Origin of the sequence: Escherichia fergusonii ATCC 35469 (assembly GCF_000026225.1) — a bacterium.
Lineage (GTDB): Bacteria > Pseudomonadota > Gammaproteobacteria > Enterobacterales > Enterobacteriaceae > Escherichia > Escherichia fergusonii.
The window spans coordinates 989319-1001531 of sequence record NC_011740.1 but is presented as its reverse complement, the minus strand read 5'-3'; the positions used below and the strand labels follow the sequence as shown (position 1 = coordinate 1001531).

The following is a 12213-nucleotide window of genomic DNA, read 5'->3' as shown; positions in this document are numbered from 1 at the left end:
CTGTCTGTAGTTAAACACGCGATAGCACATGTTCTGTTGTTGGGCGCGCAACGTAGTGCCCAGGTCCTGCTAATTGCAATGTCATTGGGGGAGGAGATTCGCCCCGTTTGTAGATGTTGCCGGGTAAATCATCTGACAGTAAAACGCGTTGTGGTCGATGGCGGCCAGGCTCCGCCACCGGAACTGCAGCTAACAATTTACGGGTATAAGGATGCTGTGGATCTTCAAATACCGCGCGACGTGGGCCTATCTCGACAATCTGCCCAAGGTACATCACCGCCACGCGGTGACTGATACGCTCAACAACTGCCATATCGTGAGAAATAAAAATGAAGGCGATACCAAACTCTTTTTGAAGATCAAGTAAGAGATTAATGATTTGCCCACGGATCGAAACATCCAGTGCCGAGACAGCTTCGTCGGCAATAATAACTTTTGGATTAAGGGCCAGGGCACGGGCAATACAGATCCGTTGCCGCTGACCACCAGAGAACTCATGAGGGTAGCGCAGCGCATGTTCCGGGAGTAACCCGACGCGCTCCAACAGCTCTGCAACACGTGCGGCTGCCGCTTTTCCTTGTAGTAACCCATGGACACGTAGTGGCTCCATGATGGAGTACCCTACCGTCTGACGTGGGTCGAGCGAAGCGTACGGGTCCTGAAAAATAAACTGAATATCACGACGCAACGGCTGCAACTGATAATCAGATAACAAATCAATACGCTGACCTTGAAAAGTAATCGCTCCGCTTTGCATCTCTACCAGTCTGAGCAATGCCCGCCCGGTGGTAGATTTCCCACATCCTGACTCTCCCACCAGCGCCAGGGTTTCGCCCGGCCAGAGATCAAAACTGATATTTTCAACGGCATGAACTTCACGGGTAATGCGATTAAGCAAGCCACTACGCAAGGGAAAACGTGTCACCAGATTGCGCACCTGTAAGATTGGCTCACCCGGCACTACGGTATTTTGTTCTGCCTGAGGTTCCCGTTTTTGCGGGTCGTCCAGCGAGATCAATGGAAAACGGCGCGGAAATGCCTGCCCTTTCATTGCACCAAGGCGCGGGACTGCAGCTAATAACGCCTGAGTGTAGGGATGCTGTGGCGCATGGAAAATGTTCTCCACGCTCCCCGTCTCAACGGCTTGCCCCTGATGCATGACCAACACACGATCAGCTACTTCAGCGACTACGCCCATATCATGGGTAATAAAAATAACCCCCATGGATAAATCCTGTTGCAATACTTTGATTAATTGCAGGATTTGCGCCTGAATTGTGACATCCAGTGCTGTGGTCGGTTCATCTGCTAACAGAATCGCCGGGCGGCATGATAACGCCATAGCAATCATCACACGCTGTCGCATTCCGCCAGACAGCTGATGCGGATAACGTGAAAGAATGGTGTGGGAATCAGGAATACGTACCTGATCAAGCATCCGTTTCGCTTCAGCCAGCGCCTCTTCTTTACCAACGCCCTGATGCAAGCGAATAGATTCCGCGATCTGCTCACCGACGGTAAACACCGGGTTGAGCGAGGTCATTGGCTCCTGAAATATCATCGCAATATCGGCACCACGAATATGCCGCATTTGCGCCTGGCTTTGCTCACTTAGCTCAATCACTTCGCGATTACGTCTGCGTAACAACATTTGTTGACTGCTAGCCTGACCACCAGACTGTTCAATGAGTCGCAGCAACGCCAGTGCCGTTACTGATTTGCCAGAACCTGACTCCCCCACAATCGCCAGCGTTTCTCCCCGCTGAAGCGTAAATGAGAGATCACGCACGGCTGCGATTTGTTGCTGTTCATGATGAAAGTGGATAGTCAGATTGCTGACTGCCAGCACATCATTGACCTCAAGTTCAGCACTGTGTGGCAACGTCAGCTCCTTACATAGCATGGAAAGTCAGGTGTCGAACAACATAAACATACAATTGATACAACTCTATAACTTTTTATAAATATCAGATTTCCTGGCAAATATTCATTCGATTTTTGCATAAAGAAAGTATCGCCCGGCATGTAAAACGCTACATCCGAGGTGGCATACAGTCTGAGGCGCTTTTCTGACATAATAGGAAGATCTCATTTTTGCCCCGCAGGAGTCGATTCATGGAATTTAACGCCGGACTTATGCCGCTTGATACGGCCCTTTCTGAGATGTTGTCGCGAGTTTCCCCGCTGACAGCCGTTGAGACATTGCCGCTGGTACAGTGTTTTGGTCGTATTCTGGCGAGCGATGTCGTTTCGCCGCTTGATGTCCCGGGGTTTGATAACTCCGCTATGGACGGCTACGCGGTGCGTTTAGCCGATATTGCCTCCGGGCAACCGCTGCCCATTGCCGGTAAATCCTTTGCCGGTCAGCCGTATCATGGTGAATGGCCTGCGGGCACCTGCATTCGTATTATGACCGGTGCGCCGGTGCCGGAAGGCTGCGAAGCGGTGGTCATGCAGGAACAGACTGAACAAACGGACAATGGCGTGTGTTTTACTGCTGAAGTGCGTAGCGGGCAAAATATTCGCCGTCGCGGTGAAGATATCTCTGCGGGTGCGGTTGTTTTCCCAGCGGGAACACGCCTGACTACCGCAGAGCTGCCAGTAATTGCTTCACTGGGAATTGCCGAAGTTCCGGTGATTCGTAAAGTGCGTGTAGCGCTGTTTTCTACCGGTGATGAACTCCAGTTGCCAGGCCAGCCGCTGGGCGACGGCCAAATCTACGATACCAACCGTCTCGCCGTACACCTGATGTTAGAACAGCTGGGATGCGAGGTAATCAACTTAGGGATTATTCGCGACGATCCACATGCCCTGCGCGCCGCATTTATTGAAGCCGACAGCCAGGCGGATGTGGTGATCAGTTCCGGCGGTGTTTCGGTTGGTGAGGCGGATTACACCAAAACCATTCTCGAAGAACTGGGCGAGATTGCCTTCTGGAAGCTGGCGATTAAACCGGGCAAACCGTTCGCGTTCGGTAAACTCGCTAATAGCTGGTTCTGCGGCCTGCCGGGCAATCCGGTTTCAGCAACGCTGACCTTCTATCAATTAGTACAACCTTTGCTGGCTAAATTAAGCGGCAACATCGCCAGTGGCCTGCCCGCCCGTCAGCGCGTACGCACGGCATCTCGTCTGAAGAAATCCCCAGGACGTCTTGATTTCCAGCGCGGCGTGCTGCAACGCAACGCCGACGGCGAACTGGAAGTCACGACCACCGGGCATCAGGGTTCACATATATTTAGCTCCTTTAGCCTCGGCAACTGCTTTATCGTGTTGGAGCGCGATCGCGGCAATGTTGAAGCGGGCGAATGGGTGGAAGTAGAACCGTTTAACGCGTTGTTCGGAGGCCTGTAATGGCGGAACTCAGCGATCAGGAGATGCTGCGCTACAATCGGCAAATCATCCTGCGTGGTTTTGATTTTGACGGTCAGGAAGCATTGAAAGATTCCCGCGTGCTGGTAGTTGGCCTGGGTGGACTCGGCTGTGCGGCCTCGCAATATCTGGCAAGCGCGGGCGTCGGTAACCTGACGCTGCTCGACTTCGACACGGTTTCGCTCTCAAATTTACAGCGCCAGACGCTGCACAGTGATGCCACGGTCGGGCAACCGAAAGTAGAATCCGCCCGTGACGCCCTGGCGCGAATCAATCCACATATCGCGATTACGCCGGTAAATGCGTTGCTTGATGACGCGGAGCTTGCTGCGTTGATTGCTGAACACAATCTGGTGCTCGACTGCACGGATAACGTTGCAGTACGTAATCAACTGAACGCGGGCTGTTTTGCTGCTAAGGTGCCGCTGGTTTCCGGTGCGGCAATTCGTATGGAAGGGCAAATCACGGTCTTTACTTATCAGGACGGTGAGCCGTGCTATCGCTGCCTTAGCCGTTTGTTTGGCGAGAACGCGCTAACCTGTGTGGAAGCGGGCGTGATGGCACCGTTGATTGGGGTGATTGGTTCGTTGCAGGCAATGGAAGCGATCAAACTGCTGGCAGGTTATGGCAAACCTGCCAGCGGTAAAATCGTGATGTACGATGCGATGACCTGTCAGTTTCGCGAAATGAAACTGATGCGCAATCCGGGGTGTGAGGTGTGCGGGCAGTAATTGCCACCGTAGGCCTGATAAGACGCGGCAGGCATCGGTGCACTCTGCCACGTCATCAGCAATTTATGAGGATGACAAGCGCCCTGTTAAATCGACGTTTTACCAAAAGCCCCCTGCCAGTCCTGCTCAAACTTCGCCACTGCGGCATCAACTGCCGGATAGCTAATCATCTGCTGCGCCACATCCAGTGGCAGAGTAATTGATTCACATCCTGCCAATAAGCAGTCCAGCGCCTGACGCGGGGTTTTGAAACTCGCGGCTAACACTTTCGCCTGCGGCGCATGCATTTTCAATAACTGGTGTAAATCGGTCACAGTTTGAATACCGCTACCGCCCTGAGCATCAATTCGGTTGACGTAAGGTGCAACGTACTCCGCACCTGCCAGCGCCGACAGCAGCCCTTGTGCCGCGCCATACACTGCCGTACCAAGCGTCGGAATACCTTCTGCTTTTAACATTTTAATAGCAGCCAGCCCCTCGGCAGTCACCGGAACTTTCACCACGATATCTGCAATAATAGAACGCAGTTTACGTGCATCATTCACCATCCCTTCGGCAGTGGTAGCCATTACCTGGGCAAACAGACGCCCCTGACTGCCCATCGCTTCGTGAAGCTCCGGAAGTACCACCTCCAGCGGTTTTTTACCCGCGGCGATAATACTTGGGTTAGTGGTCACACCCGCCAGCGGAAAAATACGTGACAGCGCCTTCACCGCAACAACGTCTGAAGTATCCAGATACAGTTCCATAACCATCCTCAAAATGTACTTTTTGTCTGAATGTAGACTATCACGGGAAAACTCTCTGAACAGTTGACGCACATCAATCTAACTTTCATTCGAAAGTATTTTAATGTTTGAACGAAACAGAGAGGCAACTATGATTTTCAATATTCAGCGCTACTCGACCCATGACGGCCCCGGTATCCGCACGGTCGTTTTTCTTAAAGGCTGTTCACTGGGCTGCCGCTGGTGTCAGAACCCGGAAAGCCGCGCCCGCACGCAGGATCTTCTGTATGACGCACGTCTGTGTCTGGAAGGCTGCGAGCTGTGCGCTAAGACCGCGCCGGAAGTGATTGAGCGCGCGCTGAATGGTTTGCTTATTCATCGGGAAAAGTTAACCCCGGAGCATCTGACGGCGTTAACCGACTGCTGCCCGACACAGGCGTTAACTGTGTGTGGTGAAGTGAAAAGCGTAGAGGAGATCATGGCGACTGTTCTGCGCGACAAACCGTTTTACGATCGCAGCGGCGGCGGCTTAACGCTTTCCGGTGGTGAGCCGTTTATGCAGCCGGAAATGGCGATGGGGCTACTGCAAGCCAGCCACGAAGCCGGTATTCATACTGCGGTAGAAACCTGTCTGCATGTGCCGTGGAAATACATCGCCCCTTCTCTGCCCTATATCGATCTGTTTCTTGCCGATTTAAAACACGTTGCCGACGTGCCGTTTAAACAGTGGACCGACGGTAACGCCGCCAGAGTGCTGGATAACCTGAAAAAACTCGCTGCGGCGGGGAAAAAAATCATCATCCGCGTGCCGTTGATTCAGGGCTTTAATGCCGATGAAACCTCTGTGAAAGCCATTACTGATTTTGCCGCCGACGAGCTGCACGTCGGCGAAATTCATTTCCTGCCCTACCACACGCTGGGCATCAACAAATATCACTTACTTAATCTGCCCTATGACGCCCCGGAAAAACCGCTTGATGCGCCAGAACTGCTCGACTTTGCCCAGCAGTATGCCTGCCAGAAAGGGTTAACCGCGACCTTACGAGGATAACAACCATGACCACACTGAAACTGGACACGCTCAGCGACCGCATTAAAGCGCACAAAAATGCGCTGGTGAATATTGTGAAACCGCCGGTCTGTACCGAGCGCGCGCAGCACTATACCGAGATGTATCAACAACATCTCGATAAGCCGATCCCGGTACGTCGCGCTCTGGCGCTGGCCCATCACCTGGCGAATCGCACTATTTGGATCAAGCACGATGAGTTGATCATCGGCAACCAGGCAAGCGAAGTTCGCGCCGCGCCGATCTTCCCGGAATATACCGTCTCCTGGATCGAAAAAGAGATTGATGATCTGGCGGATCGTCCGGGTGCAGGTTTTGCGGTGAGCGAAGAGAACAAACGCGTTCTGCATGAAGTGTGCCCGTGGTGGCGCGGTCAGACCGTACAGGATCGCTGCTATGGCATGTTTACCGATGAGCAAAAAGGCCTGCTGGCGACCGGTATCATTAAAGCGGAAGGTAATATGACCTCCGGCGATGCGCACCTGGCGGTCAATTTCCCGCTGTTGCTGGAAAAAGGGCTTGATGGTCTGCGCGAGAAAGTGGCGGAGCGCCGCTCGCGTATTAACCTGACCGTGCTGGAAGATCTGCACGGCGAGCAGTTCCTGAAAGCGATTGATATCGTGTTGGTGGCGGTCAGTGAACATATTGAACGTTTCGCTGCCCTGGCGCGTGAAATGGCCGCTACCGAACCCCGCGAAAGCCGTCGCGATGAATTGCTGGCGATGGCCGAAAACTGCGACCTTATCGCCCACCAGCCGCCGCAGACTTTCTGGCAAGCGCTGCAACTGTGCTACTTCATCCAGTTGATTTTGCAGATCGAATCCAACGGACACTCGGTATCGTTTGGTCGTATGGACCAGTATCTCTACCCGTACTATCGCCGCGACGTTGAACTGAACCAGACGCTGGATCGCGAACACGCCATCGAGATGCTACATAGCTGCTGGCTGAAACTGCTGGAAGTGAACAAGATCCGCTCCGGCTCGCACTCAAAAGCCTCTGCGGGAAGTCCGCTGTATCAGAACGTCACCATTGGCGGGCAAAATCTGGTTGATGGTCAGCCGATGGACGCGGTGAATCCACTCTCTTACGCAATCCTCGAATCTTGCGGCCGCCTGCGTTCCACTCAGCCTAACCTCAGCGTGCGCTACCACGCGGGAATGAGTAACGATTTCCTCGATGCCTGCGTACAGGTGATCCGCTGCGGCTTCGGGATGCCGGCGTTCAACAACGACGAAATCGTGATCCCGGAATTTATTAAACTCGGTATTGAACCGCAGGACGCTTACGACTACGCAGCGATTGGTTGTATCGAAACCGCTGTCGGCGGTAAATGGGGCTATCGCTGCACCGGGATGAGCTTTATCAACTTCGCCCGCGTGATGCTGGCGGCGCTGGAAGGCGGTCGTGATGCCACCAGCGGCAAAGTGTTCCTGCCACAAGAAAAAGCGTTGTCAGCGGGTAACTTCAACAACTTCGATGAAGTAATGGACGCGTGGGATACGCAAATCCGTTACTACACCCGCAAATCGATCGAAATCGAATATGTCGTCGACACCATGCTGGAAGAGAACGTGCACGATATTCTCTGCTCGGCGCTGGTGGATGACTGTATTGAGCGAGCGAAAAGCATTAAACAAGGCGGCGCGAAGTATGACTGGGTTTCTGGCCTGCAGGTCGGCATTGCTAACCTCGGCAACAGCCTGGCGGCAGTGAAGAAACTGGTGTTTGAACAGGGCGCGATTGGTCAGCAACAACTGGCTGCCGCACTGGCGGATGACTTCGACGGCCTGACGCACGAGCAGCTGCGTCAGCGGCTGATTAACGGCGCGCCGAAGTACGGCAACGACGATGATACTGTCGATACGCTGCTGGCTCGCGCTTATCAGACCTATATCGACGAACTGAAGCAGTACCATAACCCGCGCTACGGTCGTGGTCCGATTGGCGGCAACTATTATGCGGGCACATCGTCTATCTCCGCTAACGTACCGTTTGGCGCGCAGACTATGGCAACGCCGGACGGACGTAAAGCACATACCCCGCTGGCAGAAGGCGCTAGTCCGGCCTCCGGTACTGACCATCTCGGCCCTACTGCGGTCATTGGCTCGGTGGGTAAACTGCCTACGGCAGCAATTCTCGGCGGCGTGCTGCTCAACCAGAAACTGAATCCGGCAACGCTGGAGAATGAATCTGACAAACAGAAACTGATGATCCTGCTGCGTACCTTCTTTGAAGTGCATAAAGGCTGGCATATTCAGTACAACATTGTTTCCCGCGAAACATTGCTGGAGGCGAAGAAACATCCGGATCAATACCGCGATCTGGTGGTACGCGTAGCGGGTTATTCCGCCTTCTTCACCGCGCTCTCTCCAGACGCACAGGACGATATCATCGCCCGTACCGAACACATGCTGTAATCCCCTCAGCCCGGCGGCGTCGTCGCCGGGCCAAATCATTCACATCATCAATTCCGCTCTCACTTTCATTCGAAATATAATTTGTGCTCTGCGTCACATTGTTATTACACTGTTACGGTTTCATTTTCGAGCCAGGAGCACACCTATGAGCGTAAAAGTTATCGTCACAGACATGGACGGTACTTTTCTTAACGACGCCAAAACGTACAACCAACCACGTTTTATGGCGCAGTATCAGGAACTTAAAAAGCGCGGCATTGAGTTCGTTGTCGCCAGCGGTAATCAGTATTACCAGCTTATTTCGTTCTTTCCTGAGCTAAAGGATGAGATCTCTTTTGTCGCGGAAAACGGCGCACTGGTTTACGAACATGGCAAGCAGTTATTCCACGGCGAATTGACCCGACATGAATCAAGAGTTGTCATTGGTGAACTGCTGAAAGACAAGCAGCTCAATTTTGTTGCCTGCGGTTTGCAAAGCGCGTATGTCAGTGAGAATGCGCCAGAAGCATTCGTCGCGCTAATGGCAAAACACTACCATCGTCTGAAACCTGTGAAAGATTACCAGGATATTGATGATGTACTGTTCAAGTTTTCGCTCAACCTGCCTGACGAACAAATCCCGTTAGTGATCGACAAACTGCATATTACGCTCGATGGCATTATGAAGCCCGTCACCAGCGGTTTTGGCTTTATCGACCTGATTATTCCCGGCCTGCATAAAGCAAACGGTATTTCGCGATTACTGAAACGCTGGGCTCTGTCGCCGCAAAATGTGGTAGCGATTGGCGACAGCGGTAACGATGCAGAGATGCTGAAAATGGCACGTTATTCCTTTGCGATGGGCAATGCTGCGGAAAACATTAAACAAATCGCCCGTTACACTACCGATGATAATAATCATGAAGGCGCGCTGAATGTGATTCAGGCGGTGCTGGAAAATAAACCGCCTTTTACTCTTTGATAATTGCCATTCAGTTCATTGAGAAAATGCACGTCATTATGCCGGATGCGGCGTGACCGCCTTATCCGGCCTATAAAATCATGCAAATTCAATATATTGCGATACACTGCCAGCCCTGATATGCGTAGCGCATCAGGCAATTTTGCATTTGTCATCAGTTTCAGTAGCCCTGACCATATCAGGGCTACTGACAATAACTTACTCGATCCCTTTACTACGCAGGTAATCTTCGTAATTACCGCTAAAGTCGATCACGCGTTCCGGGGTGATTTCCAGAATACGGGTCGCCAGGGAACTTACAAACTCACGGTCGTGAGAAACAAAGATCAGCGTACCCTGATACAGTTCCAGCGCCATGTTCAGCGACTCGATAGATTCCATATCCAGGTGGTTGGTCGGTTCGTCCATGATCAGAATATTCGGCTTCTGCATCATTAACTTACCAAACAGCATCCGCCCTTTTTCTCCACCGGAAAGCACTTTCGCTGGCTTTTTGATGTCGTCCTGGCTGAACAGCAAACGACCGAGAATGCTGCGTACTGCCTGCTCGTCATCGCCTTCCTGCTTCCACTGGCTCATCCATTCGAACACGGTCAGATCATTTTCAAACTCATATTCGTGGTCCTGAGCATAGTAACCAATGCGCGCGTTTTCAGACCATTTTACGGTGCCACTATCCGGTTGCAGATCGCCCACCAACGTTTTCAGCAGCGTTGATTTACCGACGCCGTTGGTACCCAATACCGCCAGTTTTTCGCCCACTTCCAGCAGCAGGTTGAGATTTTTAAACAGTGGACCGTTATCAAACCCTTTGGTCAGACCTTCCACTTCCAGCGCGTTACGGAACAGTTTCTTATCCTGCTCAAAACGGATGAACGGGTTCTGACGGCTGGAGGCTTTCACCTCTTCCAGTTTGATTTTATCAATCTGGCGCGCACGCGAAGTCGCCTGGCGAGATTTCGAGGCGTTGGCGCTAAAGCGGCTAACGAAAGATTGCAACTCAGCAATCTGCGCTTTCTTCTTGGCGTTATCAGCCAGCAGACGTTCACGCGCCTGAGTCGCCGCCGTCATGTACTCATCGTAGTTGCCTGGATAAACGCGCAGTTCGCCGTAATCCAGATCCGCCATGTGGGTACAAACCATGTTAAGGAAGTGACGGTCGTGCGAGATGATGATCATGGTGCTATCACGCTCGTTCAGCACCTGTTCCAGCCAACGAATGGTGTCGATGTCGAGGTTGTTGGTCGGTTCGTCGAGCAGGAGAATGTCTGGATCAGCAAACAGCGCCTGCGCCAGCAGCACACGCAGCTTCCAGCCAGGAGCTACTTCACTCATCGGGCCGTAGTGCTGTTCCACTGGAATTCCCACGCCAAGCAACAGTTCACCGGCGCGAGCTTCCGCAGAGTAACCATCCATTTCGCCGTATTTTACTTCCAGATCGGCCACTTTATAACCGTCTTCTTCACTCATTTCCGGCAAAGCATAGATACGGTCGCGCTCCTGCTTCACTTCCCACAACTCTTTATGCCCCATGATCACCGTATCCAGCACGGTGAACTCTTCAAAGGCAAACTGATCCTGACGCAGCTTACCAATGCGCTCGTTGGGATCGAGGGAAACGTTACCCAACGTCGGCTCTAAGTCGCCGCCGAGGATCTTCATAAAGGTGGATTTACCACTACCGTTCGCGCCAATCAGGCCGTAACGGTTGCCGCCGCCAAATTTGACGGAAATGTTTTCAAACAACGGCTTACTGCCGAACTGCATGGTGACGTTACTGGAAACTAACACAGGCGTATCCTGAAAAGAGATATGACAAACCGCGTATTATGCCATAAGTCTGAAAGAAGATCCCGTCCCCCGCTTAAGGTCTACACTCTTCCCAAAGGCAAAAAATGTGATTTCGTACACATCTGATTTCACTGTGAGCAGGAATGAACTTATAATGCGCTTCCAATACTCTAATATTCTCAACCCAATGGCCTGCCAGGCACTAAATCTCGCATAACATGAACATGAAATTGAAAACGTTATTCGCAGCGGCCTTCGCTGTTGTCGGCTTTTGCAGTACCGCTTCTGCGGTAACTTATCCCCTGCCAACCGACGGGAGTCGCCTGGTTGGTCAGAATCAGGTCGTGACCATTCCGGAAGGTAACTCTCAGCCGCTGGAGTACTTTGCGACCGAGTACCAGATGGGCTTATCTAACATGATGGAAGCTAACCCAGGTGTGGATATCTTCCTGCCAAAAGGCGGTACAGTACTGAATATTCCTCAGCAACTGATCCTGCCGGATACTGTTCATGAAGGTATCGTCATCAACAGCGCAGAAATGCGTCTGTACTACTATCCGAAAGGCACCAACACCGTAATTGTGCTACCAATTGGTATTGGTCAGTTAGGTAAAGACACCCCAATCAACTGGACGACGAAGGTTGAACGTAAGAAAGCAGGCCCGACCTGGACGCCAACCGCCAAAATGCACGCAGAGTACCGCGCTGCGGGCGAACCGCTTCCGGCGGTCGTTCCGGCTGGCCCGGATAACCCGATGGGGCTTTATGCATTGTATATCGGTCGTCTGTATGCGATTCACGGCACCAACGCTAACTTCGGCATTGGCTTGCGTGTAAGTCACGGTTGTGTGCGTCTGCGTAATGAAGATATCAAGTTCCTGTTCGAGCAAGTTCCCGTTGGAACTCGCGTACAGTTTATTGATGAGCCAGTGAAAGCAACCACCGAACCAGATGGCAGCCGTTACATTGAAGTCCATAACCCGCTGTCTACCACGGAAGCGCAATTTGAAGGTCAGGAAATTGTGCCGATCAAGCTGACGAAGAGTGTGCAGAGTGTCACCAGCCAGCCAGACGTCGATCAGGTTGTTCTGGATGAAGCGATTAAAAACCGTTCCGGGATGCCCGTTCGTCTGAATTAATCTTC

General features: G+C 52.3%; 9 protein-coding genes. 6 read left to right on the top strand and 3 right to left on the bottom strand.

Going from position 1 to position 12213, the window contains the following annotated elements:
* Positions 1-10 precede the first annotated feature (10 nt).
* Positions 11-1882 carry a glutathione ABC transporter ATP-binding protein GsiA gene (gene gsiA, locus EFER_RS04965; protein ID WP_001120553.1) on the bottom strand — a complete coding sequence of 624 codons (1872 nt, stop codon included), beginning with the start codon at positions 1880-1882 and terminating at the stop codon, positions 11-13.
* A gap of 233 nt (positions 1883-2115) precedes the next feature.
* On the opposite strand from gsiA, the gene moeA reads away from it, so the two are divergent.
* Together moeA and moeB are read left to right on the top strand one after the other, a co-directional pair.
* Positions 2116-3351 carry a molybdopterin molybdotransferase MoeA gene (gene moeA / locus EFER_RS04960; protein ID WP_000395452.1) on the top strand — a complete coding sequence of 412 codons (1236 nt, stop codon included), beginning with the start codon at positions 2116-2118 and terminating at the stop codon, positions 3349-3351.
* Positions 3351-4100, top strand: coding sequence for a molybdopterin-synthase adenylyltransferase MoeB (gene moeB / locus EFER_RS04955; RefSeq protein WP_000829243.1), 750 nt, complete (start codon positions 3351-3353; stop codon positions 4098-4100). The genes moeA and moeB overlap by 1 nt, the downstream gene beginning before the upstream one ends.
* 86 nt (positions 4101-4186) lie before the next feature.
* Here the strand turns inward: moeB and fsa are convergent, their stop codons facing one another.
* A complete protein-coding gene (gene fsa, locus EFER_RS04950; RefSeq protein ID WP_000424895.1) occupies positions 4187-4849 on the bottom strand; it encodes a fructose-6-phosphate aldolase in 663 nt (220 codons plus the stop codon).
* A 130-nt stretch (positions 4850-4979) separates the two neighbouring features.
* On the opposite strand from fsa, the gene EFER_RS04945 reads away from it, so the two are divergent.
* The 3 genes from EFER_RS04945 (at position 4980) to ybiV (ending at position 9278) form a co-directional block, all read left to right on the top strand.
* Complete coding sequence (locus EFER_RS04945; RefSeq protein ID WP_024256406.1) at positions 4980-5879, top strand: glycyl-radical enzyme activating protein; 900 nt, start codon at positions 4980-4982, stop codon at positions 5877-5879.
* A gap of 5 nt (positions 5880-5884) precedes the next feature.
* Positions 5885-8317, top strand: coding sequence for a glycyl radical protein (locus EFER_RS04940; RefSeq protein ID WP_000209386.1), 2433 nt, complete (start codon positions 5885-5887; stop codon positions 8315-8317).
* Between the two features lie 145 nt (positions 8318-8462).
* On the top strand, positions 8463-9278 hold the full coding sequence (ybiV, locus tag EFER_RS04935) for a sugar-phosphatase YbiV (protein WP_000114265.1): 816 nt from the start codon (positions 8463-8465) through the stop codon (positions 9276-9278).
* 198 nt (positions 9279-9476) lie between these two features.
* Here the strand turns inward: ybiV and EFER_RS04930 are convergent, their stop codons facing one another.
* On the bottom strand, positions 9477-11069 hold the full coding sequence (locus EFER_RS04930; RefSeq protein WP_000961458.1) for an ABC-F family ATPase: 1593 nt from the start codon (positions 11067-11069) through the stop codon (positions 9477-9479).
* Positions 11070-11287: 218 nt separating this feature from the next.
* Here EFER_RS04930 and ldtB point away from each other — a divergent pair, with 218 nt between their 5' ends.
* Complete coding sequence (gene ldtB, locus EFER_RS04925; protein ID WP_001056390.1) at positions 11288-12208, top strand: L,D-transpeptidase; 921 nt, start codon at positions 11288-11290, stop codon at positions 12206-12208.
* Positions 12209-12213: the final 5 nt, after the last annotated feature.